The sequence below is a fragment of the Sphingomonas citricola genome (assembly GCF_019429535.1).
In the GTDB taxonomy this organism is placed as follows: domain Bacteria; phylum Pseudomonadota; class Alphaproteobacteria; order Sphingomonadales; family Sphingomonadaceae; genus Sphingomonas; species Sphingomonas citricola.
Map to the genome: position 1 here is coordinate 158,049 of NZ_JAHXZM010000005.1, position 19,472 is coordinate 177,520.

General features: G+C 68.5%; 15 protein-coding genes. 8 read left to right on the forward strand and 7 right to left on the reverse strand.

The annotated features are described in order from the left end of the window. Positions 1-39 precede the first annotated feature (39 nt). From KZ810_RS13550 to KZ810_RS13570, 5 genes are all read left to right on the forward strand, one after another. Positions 40-813, forward strand: a complete 774-nt coding sequence (locus KZ810_RS13550) for an OmpA family protein (protein ID WP_219769645.1) — start codon at positions 40-42, stop codon at positions 811-813. Between the two features lie 109 nt (positions 814-922). Next, on the forward strand, positions 923-3,436 hold the full coding sequence (gene gyrB, locus KZ810_RS13555) for a DNA topoisomerase (ATP-hydrolyzing) subunit B (RefSeq protein WP_219769778.1): 2,514 nt from the start codon (positions 923-925) through the stop codon (positions 3,434-3,436). A gap of 221 nt (positions 3,437-3,657) precedes the next feature. Then, a complete protein-coding gene (locus KZ810_RS13560; RefSeq protein ID WP_219769646.1) occupies positions 3,658-4,743 on the forward strand; it encodes an FUSC family protein in 1,086 nt (361 codons plus the stop codon). A gap of 64 nt (positions 4,744-4,807) precedes the next feature. Beyond that, entirely contained in the window at positions 4,808-5,662 is an 855-nt protein-coding gene (locus KZ810_RS13565; protein ID WP_219769647.1) for an NAD(P)-dependent oxidoreductase, read from the forward strand. A gap of 63 nt (positions 5,663-5,725) precedes the next feature. Further along, the gene (locus tag KZ810_RS13570; protein WP_219769648.1) at positions 5,726-6,508 is read left to right on the forward strand and encodes an SDR family NAD(P)-dependent oxidoreductase; all 783 of its coding nucleotides are present in this window, start codon (positions 5,726-5,728) and stop codon (positions 6,506-6,508) included. Positions 6,509-6,547: 39 nt separating this feature from the next. Here the strand turns inward: KZ810_RS13570 and KZ810_RS13575 are convergent, their stop codons facing one another. The 3 genes from KZ810_RS13575 to queF form a co-directional block, all read right to left on the reverse strand. Beyond that, positions 6,548-7,828: a glycoside hydrolase family 130 protein gene (locus tag KZ810_RS13575; protein ID WP_219769649.1), complete on the reverse strand. Its 1,281-nt coding sequence runs from the start codon at positions 7,826-7,828 to the stop codon at positions 6,548-6,550. Positions 7,829-7,881: 53 nt separating this feature from the next. Further along, complete coding sequence (locus KZ810_RS13580; RefSeq protein WP_219769650.1) at positions 7,882-10,155, reverse strand: glycosyltransferase; 2,274 nt, start codon at positions 10,153-10,155, stop codon at positions 7,882-7,884. A gap of 131 nt (positions 10,156-10,286) precedes the next feature. Further along, positions 10,287-10,739, reverse strand: a complete 453-nt coding sequence (gene queF, locus KZ810_RS13585; protein WP_219769651.1) for a preQ(1) synthase — start codon at positions 10,737-10,739, stop codon at positions 10,287-10,289. 83 nt (positions 10,740-10,822) lie between these two features. Between queF and ileS the strand changes: the two genes are divergently transcribed. Genes ileS through KZ810_RS13600 form a run of 3 tightly spaced genes read left to right on the forward strand, consistent with a single transcriptional unit; the run spans position 10,823 to position 14,734 of the window. Beyond that, on the forward strand, positions 10,823-13,744 hold the full coding sequence (gene ileS / locus KZ810_RS13590) for an isoleucine--tRNA ligase (RefSeq protein WP_219769652.1): 2,922 nt from the start codon (positions 10,823-10,825) through the stop codon (positions 13,742-13,744). Continuing rightward, positions 13,741-14,265, forward strand: coding sequence for a signal peptidase II (gene lspA, locus KZ810_RS13595; RefSeq protein ID WP_219769653.1), 525 nt, complete (start codon positions 13,741-13,743; stop codon positions 14,263-14,265). The genes ileS and lspA overlap by 4 nt, the downstream gene beginning before the upstream one ends. Next, positions 14,258-14,734: a DUF3035 domain-containing protein gene (locus tag KZ810_RS13600; protein WP_219769654.1), complete on the forward strand. Its 477-nt coding sequence runs from the start codon at positions 14,258-14,260 to the stop codon at positions 14,732-14,734. The genes lspA and KZ810_RS13600 overlap by 8 nt, the downstream gene beginning before the upstream one ends. 116 nt (positions 14,735-14,850) lie before the next feature. Here the strand turns inward: KZ810_RS13600 and metC are convergent, their stop codons facing one another. From metC to KZ810_RS13620, 4 genes are all read right to left on the reverse strand, one after another. Then, positions 14,851-16,047 (reverse strand): cystathionine beta-lyase, encoded by a 1,197-nt coding sequence (metC, locus tag KZ810_RS13605; RefSeq protein ID WP_219769655.1) that lies wholly within the window; start codon positions 16,045-16,047, stop codon positions 14,851-14,853. Continuing rightward, complete coding sequence (locus KZ810_RS13610) at positions 16,044-16,889, reverse strand: sulfurtransferase (protein WP_219769656.1); 846 nt, start codon at positions 16,887-16,889, stop codon at positions 16,044-16,046. Before KZ810_RS13610 ends, metC begins: the two co-directional genes overlap by 4 nt. A gap of 82 nt (positions 16,890-16,971) precedes the next feature. Continuing rightward, positions 16,972-18,513 carry a cryptochrome/photolyase family protein gene (locus KZ810_RS13615; RefSeq protein ID WP_219769657.1) on the reverse strand — a complete coding sequence of 514 codons (1,542 nt, stop codon included), beginning with the start codon at positions 18,511-18,513 and terminating at the stop codon, positions 16,972-16,974. Between the two features lie 24 nt (positions 18,514-18,537). Continuing rightward, positions 18,538-19,464 carry a bifunctional riboflavin kinase/FAD synthetase gene (locus tag KZ810_RS13620; protein WP_219769658.1) on the reverse strand — a complete coding sequence of 309 codons (927 nt, stop codon included), beginning with the start codon at positions 19,462-19,464 and terminating at the stop codon, positions 18,538-18,540. Positions 19,465-19,472 lie beyond the last annotated feature (8 nt).

Below are 19,472 nucleotides of genomic sequence, written 5' to 3' on the forward strand. Positions count from 1 at the left end.
CGCGTTCGCGAGCCCGGGGGTTATTCAGGAGTTGAACGCGTGAAACATCTGTCGCTTCTCGTCGCCGCATCCGCGACGCTTGCCGCCACCCTCGCCACCGCGCCCGCGTCGGCGCAGGGGCGCTGGGATTATCGGCCCGGTGACTATCGCCTGGTCGGAGCCGGCGTCGGGCTGCTGGTGCCCGAACTGCGCCGCTCCCCGCGCGGGCAGGCGTTCGTGATGCGCAACTTCGACTTCAATCGCGACGGCCGCGTCCAGCCGCGCGAGGCGGAGGCCGCGAACGAGGCGTTCCTGCGCGTCGCCGGCCCGAACCGCGCACGCTACGCCTGGCCCGCCGCCGACCGCGTGACCGTGATCGAGGAAACGCGCGTGGTGCCGGGCGGCCCGGGCCGGTGGGATCGCCGCGCGATGCACGATTACGGCTTCCGCCAGACCCCGCGCGGCGCGACGCTGACGCTGCAGGAGGATGTGCTGTTCGCGACCGACAGCGACCGGCTGCGTCCCGGCGCGATCGAGAAGCTGCGCCCGCTGGCGGGCTATCTGCGCGACAATCCGGGGGTGCGCGTCGCGATCGACGGCTTCACCGATTCGCGCGGCACCGATGCGCACAACCAGGACCTGTCGGAACGGCGGGCGGCGAGCGTCCGAGCGGCGTTCGACCAGATGGGCGTGACGCGCGCGCGTTTCTCGGTCGTCGGGCACGGCGAGCGCGATCCGGTCGCGAGCAACGCAACCGCGGCGGGGATGCGGCAGAACCGCCGCGTCGAGGTGACGCTGCTGGGTCGCCGCGCGAGCGAGTTCGCGCGCTACTGATCGATACGGCGCTCCCGCCCCGCGCCAGGGGTGGGAGCGGCCTGCCCGACGGGCACGGAAACGCGCCATTTCGCTTCCGTTTCGGGCGCGAAATCCCTACATGCTTGATATGGCAAGCGATCCGCAGAACAGCAATTCCAACGAATATGGCGCCTCCTCGATCAAGGTGCTGAAAGGCCTCGACGCGGTGCGCAAGCGTCCGGGCATGTACATCGGTGATACCGACGACGGGTCGGGTCTGCACCACATGGTGTTCGAGGTGTCCGACAACGCGATCGACGAGGCGCTGGCGGGGCATTGCGATCGGATCGACATCCAGCTGAACGCCGACGGATCGGTCAGCGTGACCGACAACGGCCGCGGCATCCCGACCGGGATCCACCCCGAGGAAGGCGTATCGGCGGCCGAGGTCATCATGACTCAGCTCCACGCCGGGGGTAAGTTCGAGAACACCAGCGACACCAACGCCTACAAGGTGTCGGGCGGCCTGCACGGCGTCGGCGTGTCGGTGGTGAACGCGCTGTCGGAGTTTCTCGATCTCACGATCTGGCGCGAGGGCCAGGAACATTACATGCGGTTCGCGCACGGCGACGCGGTCGCGCCCTTGAAGGTCGTAGGCCCCGCGGCCGAGGGGCAGAAGGGTACGCGCGTCACGTTTCTACCCTCGCCCTCGACGTTCAAGATCACCGAATTCGATTTCGAGAAGCTTGAGCACCGCTACCGCGAACTCGCCTTCCTCAATTCGGGCGTGCGGCTGTTCCTCACCGACGCGCGGCACGAGGAGCCCAAGTCGGTGGAGCTGTTCTACGAAGGCGGGATCGCGGCGTTCGTGAAGTATCTCGACCGCAACAAGACCGCGCTGATGCCCGAGCCGATCGCGATCAACGGCAGCCGCGACGATGTCGGCATCGACGTCGCGCTCGAGTGGAACGACAGTTATTACGAGAACGTGCTGGCTTTCACCAACAACATCCCCCAGCGCGACGGCGGCACGCATATCGCGGCGTTCCGCGCGGCGCTGACGCGCACGCTCAACAATTACGCCGACAAGACGGGGCTTCTCAAGAAGGAGAAGGTCACGCTGACCGGCGACGACATGCGCGAGGGACTGACCGCGATCGTCTCGGTCAAGCTTCCCGACCCCAAATTCTCGTCGCAGACCAAGGACAAGCTCGTCAGCTCCGAGGTGCGCCAGCCGCTGGAAAGCCTGATGGCGGACAAGCTCGCCGAATGGCTGGAGGAGAATCCGGCACACGGCCGCGCGATCATCGGCAAGGTGATCGACGCCGCCGCCGCGCGCGAGGCGGCGAAGAAGGCGCGCGAGTTGACCCGGCGCAAGGGCGTGATGGACATCGCCAGCCTGCCCGGCAAGCTCGCCGACTGTCAGGAGCGCGATCCGGCCAAGTCCGAGCTGTTCCTCGTCGAGGGCGATTCCGCGGGCGGTTCGGCCAAGCAGGGCCGCGATCGGCATTTCCAGGCGATCCTGCCGCTTCGGGGCAAGATCCTAAACGTCGAGCGCGCGCGCTTCGACCGGATGCTCGCCAGCCGCGAGATCGGCACGCTGATCCAGGCGATGGGCACGGGCATCGGGCGCGACGACTTCAACCTCGCCAAGCTGCGTTATCACAAGATCGTCATCATGACCGACGCCGACGTCGACGGCGCGCACATCCGCACGCTGCTGCTGACGTTTTTCTACCGCCAGATGCCCGAGATCATCGAGGCGGGGCACCTCTACATCGCGCAGCCGCCGCTCTACAAAGCGACCAAGGCGAGGAGCGAAGTGTATCTGAAGGACGATGCCGCGCTCGACGAATATCTGGTCGAGGCGGGCGTCGCGGCGACGATGCTGGAGACGGCGGGCGGCACGCGTTTCGATGCCGACCTGCGCGTGCTGGTTGATCACGCACGGCGGATGCGGACGCTGATGCGCTACGTGCCGCGCCGGTACGACCCCGCGATCATCGAGACGCTGGCGCTCGGCGGCGCGCTCGACCCCGAGGCGTCGCGCGAGGCGCGCGTGGCGGCGGTCGCCGAGGTGACGCGCCGGCTCGACCAGGGCGACACGCAGGCAACGTGGAGCGCGCAGGTCACCGAAGAAGGCGGCATCCACTTTCAGCGGCTGTGGCGCGGCGTCACCGACCATCATATCGTCGAGGCGGCGTTCATCGCCTCGGCAGAGGCGCGCAAGATGCACACGCTCGCCACCGAGCAGGCCGACGCCTACGCGCAGGCGGCGAAGCTGGTGCGATCGTCGCGCGGTGCGGCCGAGGCGGTCGAGACGCCGGTCGATGCCGAGCAGACCGACGAGAATGGCGAGGAGACGGTAACACTCGGCAAGGGGGAAACCCTTGTCGCGCGGCCGTCGCAACTGCTCGACGCGATCCTGCTCGCTGGGCGGCGCGGGTTGTCGATCCAGCGCTACAAGGGGCTGGGCGAGATGAATGCCGAGCAGCTGTGGGAAACGACGCTCGACCCGTCGAACCGCTCGATGCTGCGCGTCGAGATTGCGGCGGCGGACGCGGCGGACGACATCTTCACGCGCCTGATGGGCGACGTCGTCGAGCCGCGACGCGAGTTCATCCAGGACAATGCGCTGTCGGTGGCGAACCTCGACGTTTGAGGCAACGGCGGGGGCCGCGCCCTTCTTTTTAAAGGAGAGGGACGTGCGGCGGCGCAACGCGATGATGCGTTGCCCGCCTTGCTTGCGACGGGCTGGGGCATAGGGTCCGCGTTGCCCCGTCGTCTTGGCAAGAGAGCGATGGGCCGACCCCGCGCTGCGGATCGAGTCCCGGCACGGGTGATTGTGTCGGTCATGGTCTCCCGCCTGCCCCTCGATCGCGCGTGAACGCGCGCCTCGCCCGCGTGCCGCTCGACGCGCGGCGGGTCGACGCGATCGAGTGCGTCGTCTCGGTCCTGCTCGCGATCACGCTGGCGCACTGGACGGGCGCGCGAAACGTCAGCTGGGCGGCGTTCTCGGGCTATATGGTGATGCGCGGGCACGTGTCGGAGACGATGCTGCGCGGGCTGTTGCGGATCGTCGGGACGAGCGTCGGCGCCGCGCTCGCGCTCGCGCTGGTGCCGTGGGCGACGCGCGGACCGGCCACGATGTCGCTGGCGCTGGCGGCGGTGACGCTGCCGACGCTCTACGCCGCGCTGACCGCCAAGCGCGCCTATGCGTGGCTGTTCGTCGCGGCGACCTTCGCGATGATCGTGCTGGACGCCGCCGAACACTCCGGTGCCGCGCTGCGCGCGCTGGTCGCGACGCGCGTGCTCGAGGTCGCGGTCGGCACGCTCGCCTGCGTGCTCGTCAGTCTCGCCTCGACGCTGACGCTCCGGCGCTGGTGGCCCGCCGCCGCGGCCGCGCGGGCGGTGCGCCAGCCGTGGCACCCCGATGCGTGGCGGCACGCGGCGCAGGGCAGCGTCGCGGTCGCGCTGCTGCCGTGGATCGCGCAAGCGGTCGACGTGCCCGAGATCGCGCAGGGCGCGGTCACGATCCTCGCGGTGATGATGGTGCCGTTGACGGGTTTGCGCGCGGGCGGATTGCGACCGGTATCAGCGCGGCTGGGGCAGCGCGTGCTCGGCTGCGTCGCGGGCGCTGGCTATGCCGGCGTGGTGCTGCTGCTCCACGTCTCGACGGGGGTGCTGATGCTCGCGGTGGCAGCGGGGGTCGCGGCCGGGCGGCTGGCGGAGAACGGCTGGCGCGCGCAAAGCTATGTCGGCACGCAGTTCGTGCTCGCGGTGCTGGTGACGCTGGTGCCCGACCGGATCGAGCAGGCGGCGGTCGCGCCCGCGCTCGCGCGGCTCGCGGGGATCGCGGTCGGGCTCGCGGTGCTCGAGCCGGTGCTGGTCGCGTGGCACCTACTGTCGCGGCGCGACGCAGGCGCGCGTCCCGGCGACGTGCCGGCCACGGGACCGGGCGGGCCGTAGAACCGCGCGGCTCCCTGAAGCGTTCGCGCCCGCAGGATCAGATCGGACACGTGGGAAGACGAACATGGACATCGGTTTTGTCGGCTTGGGCCGGATGGGCATCGGCATGGCGCGCAACCTGGCGGCGGCGGGACACCGCGTCCGCGCGTGGAACCGCTCCGCGGTCGACGCGGACGAGTTGCCGGAGATCGAGGTGGTGGGCGACGCCGCGGACGCGTTCGATGCCGAGGTCGTGTTCACCATGCTCGCCGACGATGCCGCGATCCGGCAGGTCATCCTCGACGCCGGACTGCTCGCGCGGGCGCGACCGGGGCTGGTCCATGTCGTCAGCGCGACGATCGCGGTCGAGTTCGCGCGCGAACTCGCCGCGGCGCATGAGGCAGCGGGGCTCGGTTACGTGTCCGCGCCAGTGTTCGGGCGGCCCGACGCGGCAGCGGCGGCGAAGCTCAACGTCGTCGCGGCGGGCAAGCACGACGCGGTGGCGCGCGTTCGTCCGCTGCTCGACGCGATCGGGCAGCGCACCTTCGTGCTCGGCGAGGAACCGAGCCAAGCGAACGCCGCCAAGGTCGCGGGCAACATGCTGATCGCGATGACGATCGAGGCGCTGGGCGAGGCGATGACGCTGACCGAGGCGCACGGGCTGTCGCGCGCCGATTTCCTCGAGATCGCAACGGGCACGTTGTTCGGCTGCCCCGCGTTCCACACCTACGGCGGCAAGATCGTGGACGGTGATTTCGAGCCGGGCTTCGTCATGAAGCTGGGGTTGAAGGACCTGCGCCTCGCGACCGCGGCGGGGGAGGCATCGGGCCGCGCGCTGCCGATGCTCGACGCGGTGCGCGGGCAGATGGAGCGCGCGATCGACGCCGGAATGGAGATGCGCGACTGGAGCGCGCTCGCCGATTATACGATCCGCGGCTAGGCGAATTGCGCTCGCCGAATGATCGGCTAGGCTCGCGCTCAACGAAAGAGTGGGAGAGCATCGATGGCGTACGCCCCCTTCGATCTGACGGGCAGGGTCGCGCTGATCACCGGCGGTAACGGCGGGATCGGGCTCGGCATGGCGGACGCGCTGGCGCAGGCCGGCGCGGACGTCGTGATCTGGGGCAACAACCCGGCGAAGAACGCCGCCGCCGAGGCGCAGCTCGCCGCGCACGGGCGTCGCGTGGCGGCAGTGGCGGTCGACGTCACCGATGAGCAGGCGGTCGAGGCGGGGATTGCCGACGTGGTGGCGCGCATGGGGCGGCTCGACTTCGTCGCGGCAAATGCGGGTACGGGGAAAAGCGCCCCCGCGTTCGACCAGTTCCCGACCGAGACGTGGCGACGCGTCCTCGCGGTCAATCTGGACGGGGTGTTCTGGACGCTGCGCGCGGCTGCGCGTCACATGCGCACGCGCGCCGAGGCGGGTGATCCGGGCGGGTCGCTGATCGTCACCTCGTCGACCAGTGCGATCCACGGCGCGCCGCGCAACCAGGCCTATGCCGCCAGCAAGGGCGCGGTGCTGTCGATGATCCGCGGGATCGCGGTGGAATATGCCCGCTTCGGCGTGCGCGCGAATGCGGTGCTGCCGGGCTGGGTCCGCTCCGACATGACCGGCAGTCTGCAGGAAAACGAGAAGTTCAACGAACGCGTCATCGCCCGCGTGCCCGTGCGCCGCTGGGGCGAGCCCGCGGATTTCGGCGGCGTCGCGGTCTATCTGGTGAGCGACGCGTCGCGCTTTCACACCGGCGATTCGCTCGTCATCGACGGGGGATATACCGTCTTCTGACGTGGCGGCCCCGCCCCGACGGGGGCGAGGCCGGACCGATCACATCGCCTTCAACAGCTCCGCGATCTCGACGAAGGCGAAGCCGACCGAGCTGTCCGCGATGCCGTAGGGCATGAACAATTTGTCGCCGTGCCGCATCGCGCCGCAGGTGTAGACGACGTTCGGGACATAACCCTCGCGATCCTGATCGGCGGCGGCGAGGATCGGCTGCTGCGTGCGGCCGATCACCTTTGACGGATCGTCCTTGTCGAGCAGTGCCGCGCCGATCGAATATTTGCGCATCGCGCCGACGCCGTGCGTCAGCAGCAGCCAGCCCTCGTCGATCTCGATCGGCGGGCCGCAATTGCCGATCTGGACGAACTCCCACGGATATTCGGGCTTCAAAATCAATTGCCCGTCGTCCCAGTGCGTCAGGTCGTCGGTCGAGAGCAGGTAGAGATTTTCGCCGTCCTGCCGCCCGATCGACAGATAGCGTCCGCCGACCTTGCGCGGGAAGAGCGCGATGCCCTTGTTGCGCGCGGCAGTGCCCGTCATCGGCACGAGATCGAAGGCGCGGAAATCGCGCGTGCGCAGCAGTTCCGACTGGATCGTCGCGCCGTTGTACGCGGTATAGGTGCCGAGCCACTCGACCTCGCCGTCGTCGTGCGTGAAGTGGACGAGGCGGAGGTCCTCCAGCCCCTTCGACTGCGCGTCGGTGATCGGGAAGATGACGGTGCCCGACAGCGTGCTGTCGCGGTGGCGATAGACAGTGACGGGGCCGACGGGCGGCTCCTCCTCGTCGTTGCCGACCGCGTCAGCCGAGGTTGCGAACGGTGGCTCGGGCGCGAGCTTCAGTTCGTTGTCCTCGCCGATGATGCCCTCGCGGAACGCGACGGAGGAAATATGCCCCTCCCCGACCGAGCGCAGGCTGATCAGAATACGCTGCGATCCCGGTGACATGCCCGACTGATCGGGGTGCGGCACCGCGCTGGGGTTCATCAGCGCGGCAGCGGCGTAGCTGTATTCGTGACAGAAATAGGCGCCGATCAGCTGACGCTTCTCGTCGTCGATCCGGCTGCCGTCGAGCCCGTGCGCCGAGGCGATCTCGTCGTAGCGCGTCATGAAGACGCGTCGCGTCTGCCAATGGCGTGCCTCGAAATCCTTGAGCACGAGGTCGAGCTGGTCGCGCGTCTGCTGCGCGTCCATCTCGAGCACTTCGTTGATCAGCCGCTGCGACCGGCTGATACCACTGCCATTGGCGAGCCAGCCGATATGGAACGGCCGCACCACGACGCGCGAAGGGTCGGCGTGCAGACGCAGCCGGTGATTAAACAGGTTCAACGGGAATACGCCTCGCGATTAACTCGTCTGTGCGATGCGCACCGCATCATGGATCATGCGGCGACGCGCGCCTTCCCTGCCACGCCTGCCGCCCGCTTTGAAAGCCCCGAAATCGCGCAACTCGCCAATTGGAGCGCGAGAATGCTCTCCGCGCCCTGGTTGCGGTTGAGCCCGGCAGGCATCAACCCGTCGAAGCAGCCGCCGTCCTTCGCGGTCGCGAGCGGCAGATCGAGGTCGTTGGCGCCCAAGAACCAGTTGTATGCGCGCGTCGCCTCGGCGAGCCAGCGACGGTCACCGGTCGCGTCGAACGCCGCGGCGCATGCCTCGACAGTCGCCTGCGCCTCGAGCGGCTGCTGGTCGTAGGGCAAGGGTTCGGCGTAGACACGGCCGAAGCTTTCCGAGCCGACCGCGCGGAAATGCCCCTCGGGCGAGGTCTGCTTGGTCATGATCCAGGTCAGCGTCTCGATCCCGCAATCGATCAAATCCTGCCGCCCGAGCGCCTTGCCCGCGCGGATCAATCCCTCGGGCAGGCGCGCGTTATCGTATGCCAGCACGATCTCGAACCAGCCCCATTCGGGCCGGCGCGCCGCGTCGAGCAGCGCCAGATGCTGGTCGGGGAACCGCTCCAGTATCTCGGTCGCGAGCGGGTGGTTGGGCGATGCCTGCAGCATGGCGGCTGCGCCCAGCATCGCGAACGACTGCGCGCGCGGGCTGCCGAGTTCGAACGCGAGGCTCGCGGTCATGTCAAACATCATCGTCGCCCAGTCGCGGTGCTTGGGCTCTGCCGCATCGCGCGCGGTGACGCCGAGCGCCCAGAGCGTGCGGCCGTTCGAATCCTCCGATCCCACGTCCTCGCACCAGGTCCGGTCGAAGTTCATGAAGTTGCGGAAGCGCCGGCGATCGGGGTTCCAGGCATATTGCACGAACGAGGCGTAGATCGTGACCCACTTGTCGCGCACGATCGGGTCGACGTCGGCCATCTGGCTCATCAGGATGAGCGCGCGGGCGTTGTCGTCGATGCAATAGCCGTGGCGGCGGTCGGGGATCGAGAAGATCGAATGCTGGAGCATCCCTGTCGAGTCGCTCATCCGCTCAACCGCGGCGAGATCGGGGGCCAGCACCTTTGGGTCCGCGGCCGCACCCGCCGACAGGCGTTTGGGCTGCGCGTTGATGCTGCGTGCGACTTCGGTCATGGCCTTCTCCGCGACGGCGGGCCAGATCATCGTACGCCCCCGTGCATAGGCGCGCTGCGAGAGTCTGCCCAGGTTGCGCTCGCTGCCGAGCAGGTCGTTGATCTCGCGCGCGAACGCGGCGACATCCTTGAAATCGACGAGAACGCCGTGGCCGTCGGCCAGGATCTCGGTCGCGTGAACGTAGGGCGTGGATACCACCGCCTTGCCGACGCCGACCGCGTAGGAGAGCGTGCCGCTCGTAATCTGCGCGGGGTTGAGATACGGCGTCGCGTAGATGTCGGCGGCCTGGAGATAATCGATCAGGTCGTCGTGATCGACGAAGGCGTCGATGAACGCGACGTTGTGATCGACGCCCAGGTCGGCCGCCAGCGCCTTCAACCGGTCGCGATACGCCTCGCCCTCGTGCGCGACGAGGCTGGGGTGCGTCGCGCCGAGCACGACATAGGCCGCGTCGGGGTGTTTCGCGACGACCGCGGGCATCGCCTCGATCACCGTCTCGATCCCCTTGCCGGGGCTGAGCAGTCCGAAGGTCAGGATGATGCGCTTGCCCTGCCAGCCGAAGCGCGCCTTGAACGTGTCGGGCGAGACGAAAGTGCGGTCGGGAACGCCGTGCGGGATGACCGAGATCGACGACGGGTTGGCGCCGTAAACGCGCTGCAGGATGTCGCGACCGCGCTCGGCCATGACGATCACCTTGGCGGCGCGGCGCAGCAGCCCCTCGAGCACCGCGCGCTCCTGCGTGCCGGGTTTTTCGAGCACGGTGTGGAGCGTCACGATCAAGGGCACGGTGGTGCGGTCGATCAGTTCGAGGATGTGCGCGCCCGCGTCGCCACCGTAGATGCCGTATTCGTGCTGAATCCACAGCGCCTGCGCGCCGCTCGCCTCGATTGCGCGCGCGGTCGCGATATAGGCGGCGCGGTCGTGTTGCGGGATCGCGGCGGTCACCGCCTCGGGATAATCGTAGCGGCCGGGATGGTCGTCCATCGCGTAGACGTCGACGCGCAGGTCGGGATAACGCTTTCGCAGGGCCTCGTACGTGTCGGTCGTGAACGTGGCGATGCCGCACTTACGCGGCAGGAAATTCCCGATCAGGGCGATGTGCTTGACCGCGCCCGGCTCGACCGACTGCTTCATCCTTCTACCTTTGCTGAACCCGCAGCCGTCATGACGGACCACCGCTTGGCTTCATCAACGGGCAGATGGCAGTTTGGTTGCACTGGCATTTATTGCAGCGCAACAAGACATTTCTACCAGATGGCAGAACGTTAGCCGCGCCCGCGGTAGCCCGGAACGCCCTGATCGGGCAGCCACAGCCCCTCGGGCGGCGTGCCCGATTGCCAGAACACGTCGATCGGCATGCCGCCGCGCGGGTACCAGTAACCGCCGATGCGCAGCCAGCGCGGCCGCATCTCGCGGAACAGCCGCTCACCGATGCCGACGGTGCAATCCTCGTGAAACGCATTGTGGTTGCGGAAGGAGCCGAGGAAGAGCTTGAGCGACTTCGACTCGACGATCGTCTCGTCGGGTACGTAGTCGATCACGAGGTGCGCGAAATCGGGCTGGCTCGTCACCGGGCACAGCGAGGTGAACTCGGGCTGGGTGAAGCGGATCAGATAGGTCTGCTGCGGGCGCGGGTTGGGGACGTAGTCGAGCACCGCCTCCTCCGGCGAGGTGGGGAGCGGGACCGGCTGACCGAGATGGGTGGGAGCGAGCGTCATGCGCGCCAGATAGGAACCGCTGCCGCCCGCGTCACCTGCCCGTTTGTTTCGCGGCACGGCTCGCGCTAAGGCGCTCGCCGATCATGGCCGACCAACCCGACACCAAGCGCGACTGGCGCGACACCGTCTTCCTGCCGAAGACTGATTTCCCGATGAAGGCAGGGCTCGCGCAGAAGGAGCCCGCGATCCTCGCGCGGTGGCAGCAGATGGGGCTGTACGACCGGCTGCGCCACGAGCGTGCCGGGCGCGAGCGCTGGATCCTGCACGACGGCCCGCCCTACGCCAACGGCGACATCCACATGGGCCACGCGATGAACAAGGTGCTGAAGGATGTGATCGTCCGCAGCCGTTCGCTGATGGGATACGACGCGCCCTACGTGCCCGGCTGGGATTGCCACGGCCTGCCGATCGAGTGGAAGGTCGAGGAAGCCTATCGCGCGAAGAAGCTCGACAAGGACCAGGTGCCGGTCGACCAGTTCCGCGCCGAATGCCGCGCCTACGCCAACAAATGGGTCGCGGTGCAGGCGGACGAGTTCCAGCGTCTGGGCGTGATGGGCGACTGGGCGGACCCGTATCTGACGATGAAGTACGAGGCCGAGGCGACGATCGCGGGCGAGCTGTTGAAGTTTGCAGAGAGTGGCCAGCTCTATCGCGGCGCGAAGCCGGTGATGTGGAGCCCGGTCGAGAAGACCGCGCTCGCCGAGGCCGAGGTTGAATATGAGGACGTAGTGTCGACGCAGATCGACGTGGCGTTCGAGATCACGGAGGCGCCCAACGCGCCCGAGCTGGTCGGCGCGCACGCGGTCATCTGGACGACGACGCCGTGGACGATCCCGGTCAACCAGGCGTTGGCGTACGGGGAGGATGTACATTACCACGTCTTCCAAGATGAAAACGGACGGCGCTTCCTGCTAGCTTTTGATTTAAAGGAGCAGTTCGAGCAGCGCTCAGGGCTAAGTCTAACGACAGTTCCAGACTCGATCGACGATGATGTCTCCGATCTGCGGAAGATCGCTGATCGACAGGTCTCAGGCTCGCAACTCGCCGGCGCGCTCGCCCGTCACCCGATGCATCACCTCGGCGGATTCTTCGCCAAGCCGCGACCGTTGCTGCCGGGCGACTTCGTGACCACCGACGCCGGCACCGGGCTCGTCCACATGGCGCCCGACCACGGCGAGGACGACTTCCTGCTGTGCAAGCAGTACGGGATCGAGCCGGTATTCGCGGTCGACGGCGCGGGCTTCTACCGCGCGGACTGGGCGTGGCTGGGCGGCCAGGGTAGCGTCATCAACAAGAAGTTCGTGTCGGCCGAGGGCCCGATCTGCGCCGACCTGCGCGCGGCGGGGGCGCTGCTGGCGGCGTCGGACGATTTCAAGCACTCCTACCCGCATTCGTGGCGCTCGAAGGCGAAGGTGATCCAGCGCGCGACGCCGCAATGGTTCATCCCGATGGACGTGCCGGCGGGTCAGGCGCGTGCGGCGGGGATCGCGGGGGAGCAGGATCAGGCGGACCGTGGCGCGCAGCCCCTCTCCCAACCCTCTCCCCAGCGGGGAGAGGGCATTGGCGGCGACAATGCCCCCACCCTGCGCAACCTCGCGCTCGACGCGATCGCGCGGACGCGCTGGGTGCCGGCGCGCGCCGAGAACCGCATCACCGCGATGGTCGAGGGACGCCCCGACTGGGTGATCTCGCGCCAGCGTGCCTGGGGCGTGCCGATCGCGCTCTACGTCCACCGTGCTACGGGTCAGTATCTCGCCGACGCTGCGGTCAACGCGCGCATCCTCGATGCGTTCAAGGCAGGCGGCGCGGACGCGTGGTTCACCGCCGACCACCAGCAGTTGCTTGGTGATCAATATGACCTGGCCGAATACGAGCCGGTCAACGACATCCTCGACGTGTGGTTCGACTCAGGCTCGACCCACGCCTTCGTCGTCGAGGCGCGCTACGGAGAGGGCACGCGCGCCAACCTGTACGTCGAAGGGTCGGACCAGCATCGCGGCTGGTTCCAGTCGTCGCTGCTGGAAAGCTGCGGCACGCGCGGGCGTGCGCCGTACGACGCGGTGCTGACGCACGGCTTCGCGCTCGACGGCAAGGGGCGCAAGATGTCCAAATCGCTCGGCAACGTCGTCGATCCGCTCAAGATCATCGGCGAGAGCGGCGCGGACATCCTGCGGCTGTGGGCGGTGTCGACCGATTATTTCGACGACATCCGGATCGGCAAGGAAGTGCTGGCGACCGCGTCGGACGCGTATCGCAAGCTGCGCAACACGTTCCGCTACCTGCTCGGCGCACTCGACGGCTTCACCGACGACGAGCGCGTCGCGGTGGCGGACATGCCCGAGCTCGAGCGCTACGTGCTCCACCTGCTCCATAAGCTCGACTTGGAGCTGCGTAGCGCAGTGGACGCGTTCGAGTTCAACCGCTACACCCGCGCGCTGACCGATTTCTGCAACGAGGATCTGTCGGCGTTCTTCTTCGACGTACGCAAGGACTCGCTCTACTGCGACGCAGCCAGCGACGTGAAGCGGCGCGCGTACCGGACCGTGCTCGACACCTTGTTCCACGCGCTTGTCCGCTACGCGGCCCCGGTGCTGGTGTTCACCGCCGAGGAGGTGTGGCAGGCACGCTTCCCCGACGCTGAAACGTCGGTCCACCTGCTCGAATGGCCCGAACTGCCCGAGCAGGCGGCGGAGGATATCGCGCAGCGCTGGCACGAGGTGCGCAAGCTTCGTGAGCGCGTGACCGAGGCGATCGAGCCGCTCAGGCGCGAGAAGACGGTGCGATCGAGCCTGGAGGCAGAGGTAACGGTGCCCGAGGCTCCGCTGCCCGCCGACGCGCTCGCCGAGGTGTTCATCGTCGCGAAGGTGAGCGAGGCGGGCACGGTCGACGTCGCGCGGACCGATTACCACAAGTGCGGGCGCTGCTGGCGGCACCTGCCCGAGGTGGACGAGGACGGCGACCTGTGTGCGCGTTGTGAGCAGGTCGTGGCCGAGGTGGCGGCATGACGCGGGTGACGCCGCGCGCGGGACTGGTGCTCGCCGCCATCGTGCTGGTGGTCGATCAACTGGTGAAGTGGCTCGTCACCGGGCCGCTCGGGCTGAACTTCCTCGGCGCGTCGCGCACGATCCTGCCGATCTTCGACCTGCGCTTCGTGCAGAACAACGGCGTGTCGCTTGGGCTTCTGCGTGCGGAGACGGCGACGACGCGCTGGGTGCTGGTCGCGTTCACCGCCGCGATCGCGATCGCGGTGGCGGTGTGGATGTGGCGCGAACCCAAGCGCGGCGACCAGCTCGCGCTCGGGCTGGTGCTGGGCGGCGCGATCGGCAACATCCTCGATCGCGTCCGGCTGGGCTACGTGGTCGATTTCGCCGACTTGCACTTTGGCGAGTGGCGACCGTTCCTCGTCTTCAACATCGCCGACGCGGCGATTACGATCGGCGTGCTGATTCTGCTGGTGCGCGCGCTCGTGATCCGCGACAAGCCGGACGAGATTGCGAAGAATTCCTCGGAGAACGTACATGCGTAAGTTGGTGGTCGTGGGCGCGGCACTCGCCGCGGTGGCGTCGCTGTCGGCGTGCGGCAAGCGCGGGTACGACCGCGCACGGCCCGACGAATTCGCGGTCGCGCGCCAGGCGCCGCTGGTGATCCCGCCCGATTTCTCGCTGGTGCCGCCGCAGCCGGGTGCCGCACGCACGCAGGGGACGAACACGCAGGGCCAGACGCTGGAGGCACTGTTCGGCACCCCCGCACCGCGCAGCCAGGCCGAGGCGGGCGTAGTCGATCAGGCAGGTGGCGACGTCGCGCAGCCCGGTATCCGCAGCGCGGTCGGCGATCCGCAGACCAACGTGATCGACAAGGGCCAGACAACGCGCGACATCATCGCCGCGCCGCAGGGCGACGGTCAGGGCGCGCGCGCGGTCGCGGGCGGTGCACAGGCCGGCGCGACGCAGGCGACCGCCCCCTCGCCCGCCGCGACCCCGACGCCGCAGCCGTAAACGGCGCGGCGCATCGTCGCCGCCACCGGATCACGTTACGAAACCTCGCTGGACGGGAAGAGCGCCGCGAGCGTCCCGTCCCGCTTAGCCATGCCGGAAGCGCCTCAGCTCCTGCCTCACCCTCGCGCGATGCGGAACGCCGCGAGGCCGCGGTCGAGATCGGCGATGAGGTCGCCCGCATCCTCCAGCCCGATCTGCAGCCGCACCAGCGGCCCGGCAAAATCGGGTCTGGTTGCGGTGCGATAGCGCGCGGGGTCGACCGGCAGCGCAAGGCTCTCATACCCGCCCCAGCTATAGCCGATGCCGAAATGGTCGAGCGTGTCGATCAGCGCGGCGCGCGCGCGCTCGTCGCCACCCTCGAGCGCGAACGAGAACAGCCCCGACGAGCCGAGGAAGTCGCGCGCGAATGTCTCGTGTCCGGGGCATGACGAAAGCGCGGGGTGGAGGACGCGCGATACCTCGGGGCGCGCGTCGAGCCAGCGCGCGATCTCGAGCGCGCTCGCCTGATGCTGGCGGAGCCGCACCGACATGGTGCGCAGGCCCCTGCTGCCGAGCCAGGCGTCGTCGGGGCCGGTGACCTGCCCGAGCTGGAAGCTCGTGTCGCGCAAGGCTGCAAAGCGGCCGGGGGCGGCGGTGACCGAACCGAGCATGACGTCGGAATGGCCGACGACGTACTTCGTGCAAGCGAGGATCGAATAATCGACGCCCTTGGCGATCGCGGGGAAGAACAGCGGCGTCGCCCAGGTGTTGTCGACGATCGTCGCCAGCCCGCGCGCCTGCGCGACTGCGACGATCGCGGGCACGTCCTGCACCTCGAAGGTCAGGCTGCCGGGCGATTCTATGAAGATCGCGCGTGTTGCGGGACCGATCAGCTCGGCGATACCCGCACCGACGAGCGGATCGTAGAAGCGCGCGGTGATGCCGAAACGGCGCAGCAGCCCGGTCGCCATCGACCGCGTCGGATCATACGCGCTGTCGGGGACGAGCAGCTCGTCGCCCGGTGACAGCACCGCCATCAGGCACGCGGCGATCGCGGCGACGCCGGACGGGTAGAGGAACGTCCCCTCCGCGCCGGGCTCGAGCGCAGTCAGCGCGTCGGCGAGGCTCCACTGCGTCGGCGTCCCGCGGCGGCCGTAGAACAGGCGGTGGTGCGTGTCGGTCGCCCCGCTCGCGCGCAGGTGCGCGACATCGTCGTAAAGGATCGTCGACGCGCGCCAGACCGGCGTGTTGACGACGCCCGCGGTCCATTCGGGGCGGCGACCGGCGGTGACGACGCGGGTGCCGAGGCCGAGATCGTGGGTGCCGCCGCTCATGCGTCACCCGTCGCCTTGGGGGTGGACGGATCGGCGCCCCATTCGGTCCAGCTGCCGTCGTACACCGCCGCCTCCTGCCCCAGCAGGTGCGCGGCGAACGCGAGCACGCTGGCGGTGATGCCCGATCCGCACGTCATCACCATCGGGCGTGTCGGATCGACGCCCGCGGCGGCGAAGGCATCGCGCAGCGCATCACCGCGCTTCCACGTGCCGTCGGGGTTGAACACGCCCTTGTACGGCAGGTTGCGCGCGCCGGGGATGTGGCCGGGGGCGACGCCCGGCCGGGGATCGGCCTCCGCGCCGGTGAAGCGCGCCTGCCCGCGCGCGTCGACGATCTGCGTATCGGTGTCGAGCGCGGCGCAGACCTTTTGCATGTCGGCGATGCCGTGGCCCTGCTCGCGCGGGGTCGCGTGGCGTGGGCGGACGACGTGTTCACCGGTTTCGAGCGGTCGCGCCTCGGCGCGCCATTTCGCGAGGCCACCGTCGAGGATCGCGACGTCGGTGAACCCGAACGCACGCAGCATCACCCAGGCGCGCGCCGCGGTGTGGTGCGAGGCATCGTCGTAGAGGACGATCCGCAACCCGTCGCCGAGCCCTGCCCGCGCCATCCGGCTGGCGAAACGCGCCGCGCTCGGCATCGTCGAGGGGAGCGAACTGTCGGGGTCGGAGAAACCGGCGAGGTCCATGAACACCGCGCCGGGCACGTGGCCGCTCTCGAACTCGGCCGCCGCGTCGCGATCGGGCTCACCCGGAAGGTTGACGTGATAGGTTGCGTCGGCGACGCGCAGGTCGCGGTCGCCCAGATGTTCGGCGAGCCACTGGGTGGAAACGAGCGGGTCCATGCGCGCCAGCATAGCGGGGCGCGGGGGTGACGCCAGTGGTGGGTTGCGCGCGCGACCCGACTCCTTTTTCCGGCGATCACGCTCAATAGGGCGGGCCACTCGCGTCGAGCCGGTCGAGAAACGCCGCCGCCTGCGCGCGCGTCTCCTCCTGCGCCTCCGGCTTCAACTTGTCCCACGTGCGGTAGGGCATCGCCATGCGGGGATTGGGGCGCAATTTGTCCGCGTTGCGCGCGAGAAAGTCCCAGTAGAGCGCGTTGAACGGGCAGGCATCCTCGCCGACGCGCTTTTTCACGTCGTAGCGGCAGTGCGCGCAGTAATCGGACATGCGGTTGATGTACGCACCCGACGCCGCGTAGGGCTTCGAGCCGAGCAGCCCGCCGTCGCCGAACTGGCTCATGCCGAGCGTGTTGGGCAGCTCGACCCACTCGTACGCGTCGATATAGACTTCGAGATACCAGAGGTGGACCGCCTTCGGGTCGGCGCCGATCAGCAGCGCGAAATTGCCCGTGACCATCAACCGCTGGATATGATGCGCGTGCGCGGTGGCGAGCGTCTGGCCGAGCGCTTCGCGCAAGCAATGCATGTCGGTGTCGCCGGTCCAGTACCAGTCGGGCAACGGGCGCGTGTTCCCGAAGTAATTGCGCTCGACGTAATCCGGCCCCTCGCGCCAGTAGACGCCGCGCATATACTCTCGCCAACCGAGGATTTGGCGGACGTATCCCTCGACCGAGTTGATCGGCGCCTTGCCCGCGCGATACGCCGCCTCGGCACGGCGGCACAGGTCGAGCGGATCGAGGAGCCCGGCGTTCAGATAGGGCGAGAGGATCGAGTGCCACAAATGGCGCTCGCCGGTCAGCATCGCGTCCTCGTAATCGCCGAATCTCTCCAGCGCGTGCGCGAAGAAGGTATCAGCCTGGCGCCCGGCGTCCTCGGCGGTGACGGCATAGTCGAACCCGTCGAGCGTGCCGGGATGATCGGCGAAGCGCGCAGCGACGAGGTCTAAAACCTCCCGTGTCACTGCGTCGGGCTTGAACGCCAGCGGTTGCGGCATGAACAGATCCTTGTTCGCCGGCTTGCGATTCTCCTTGTCGAAGTTCCACTGTCCACCAACTGGGTCCTTGCCGTCCATCAGCACGCCGGTGCGTTGACGCATCGCGCGATAGAAATACTCCATCGTCAGCACCTTGCGCGACGCGGCCCAGGCCTCGAAATCGGCATGCGTCGCGATGAAGCGGTCGTCGGTCAGGATGGCGACGGGCACGCCGAACATCGTCTCCCACGCGTCGAGCATCGCCCGCACGCGCCACTCGCCCGCCTCGGTCACGACGATACGATCGGGGGCGTGACGCTCGACCGCGCGCGCCACCTCGCTGGTGAAGCTGCCGGTGTTGTCGGGGTCGTCTAGGCGGACGTAATCGACTTGCCACCCCGCCTCGCGCAGTGCCGCGGCATGATGGCGCATCGCGGAGAGGATGAACGCGATCTTCTGCTGGTGATGGCGGACGTAGGTCGTCTCGTCGGCGACCTCCATCATCAGCACGACCGTGTCGGCCTTGTCCGCGGCGGCGAGCGAAGAGAGCGTCGGGGTTAATTGATCGCCGAGAACGGGGACGAGGGTGGTCATGCCCGCGCTAACGCATGTCGTGGGTCAGCGCTCCAGGATCTCGCGGGCGCGCGCGCAGTCGGCGTCCATCTGCGCCATCAGGGCGTCGAGGCTGTCGAATTTCGCCTCGGGTCGCAGGAATTCGATCAGTTCGACCTCGATACACTCGCCATAGAGGTCGCCGGAGAAATCGAAGAAATAGGGTTCGAGCAATTCCTTCGGCGGCTCGAACTGCGGGCGGATGCCGAGGTTGGCCGCGCCGTTCAGCACGCGCCCGTCGGCGAGACGCCCGCGTACCGCGTAGATGCCGTAGGCGGGGCGCAAATACTTGCCCATGTCTAGGTTGGCGGTGGGATAGCCGATCGTGCGGCCGACCTTGTCGCCGTGCTGCACCACCCCCTCAATCGCGAACGGGCGCGTGAGCAGCCGTGCCGCGCCCGCGGGATCGCCCGCGCGCAGCAACGCGCGGATGCGGGTCGACGACACCGTCTCACCACCGAGCGCGACCGCACCAACCGTCTCGGCAGTGAAGCCGAGCGCGTCGCCGTACGCGGCGAGAGCCGCCACGTCGCCGACCTTGCCCTTGCCGAAAGTGAAATCCCCGCCGGTGACGACGCCCGCAACCCGGAGGCGATCGACCAGCCGCTCGTCCACGAATTGCTCGGCCGTCAGTGCGGCAAAGGCGGCGTCGAACGAGAATACGACGGTCGCGTCGGCACCCGCGGCGGCGAACAACCGCTCGCGCTGGTCGAGCGTGGAGAGGCGGAACGGCGCGGTGTCGGGGCGGAAGAAGCGAACCGGGTGTGGATCGAAGGTGGCGACGAGCGCGGGGCGGCCCGCGGCACGCGCACGCTCGACCGCGCGCGCGACGACCGCCTGGTGGCCGAGGTGAAATCCGTCGAAATTGCCGAGCGCGACGACGCCGCCGGCGAGATGCGGCGGCACCGGGGCGCTGCCGTCGAGGCGCTCCATGACGCGGG

Bases quoted from the DNA above. Each gene is read 5' to 3' on its own strand.
- gyrB (WP_219769778.1), top strand. From the start codon at position 923: ATGGCAAGCGATCCGCAGAACAGCAATTCCAACGAATATGGCGCCTCC.
- KZ810_RS13565 (WP_219769647.1), top strand. From the start codon at position 4,808: ATGGACATCGGTTTTGTCGGCTTGGGCCGGATGGGCATCGGCATGGCG.
- KZ810_RS13570 (WP_219769648.1), top strand. From the start codon at position 5,726: ATGGCGTACGCCCCCTTCGATCTGACGGGCAGGGTCGCGCTGATCACC.
- KZ810_RS13580 (WP_219769650.1), bottom strand. From the start codon at position 10,155: ATGAAGCAGTCGGTCGAGCCGGGCGCGGTCAAGCACATCGCCCTGATC.
- queF (WP_219769651.1), bottom strand. From the start codon at position 10,739: ATGACGCTCGCTCCCACCCATCTCGGTCAGCCGGTCCCGCTCCCCACC.
- ileS (WP_219769652.1), top strand. From the start codon at position 10,823: ATGGCCGACCAACCCGACACCAAGCGCGACTGGCGCGACACCGTCTTC.
- lspA (WP_219769653.1), top strand. From the start codon at position 13,741: ATGACGCGGGTGACGCCGCGCGCGGGACTGGTGCTCGCCGCCATCGTG.
- KZ810_RS13600 (WP_219769654.1), top strand. From the start codon at position 14,258: ATGCGTAAGTTGGTGGTCGTGGGCGCGGCACTCGCCGCGGTGGCGTCG.
- metC (WP_219769655.1), bottom strand. From the start codon at position 16,047: ATGAGCGGCGGCACCCACGATCTCGGCCTCGGCACCCGCGTCGTCACC.
- KZ810_RS13610 (WP_219769656.1), bottom strand. From the start codon at position 16,889: ATGGACCCGCTCGTTTCCACCCAGTGGCTCGCCGAACATCTGGGCGAC.
- KZ810_RS13615 (WP_219769657.1), bottom strand. From the start codon at position 18,513: ATGACCACCCTCGTCCCCGTTCTCGGCGATCAATTAACCCCGACGCTC.
- KZ810_RS13620 (WP_219769658.1), bottom strand. From the start codon at position 19,464: ATGGAGCGCCTCGACGGCAGCGCCCCGGTGCCGCCGCATCTCGCCGGC.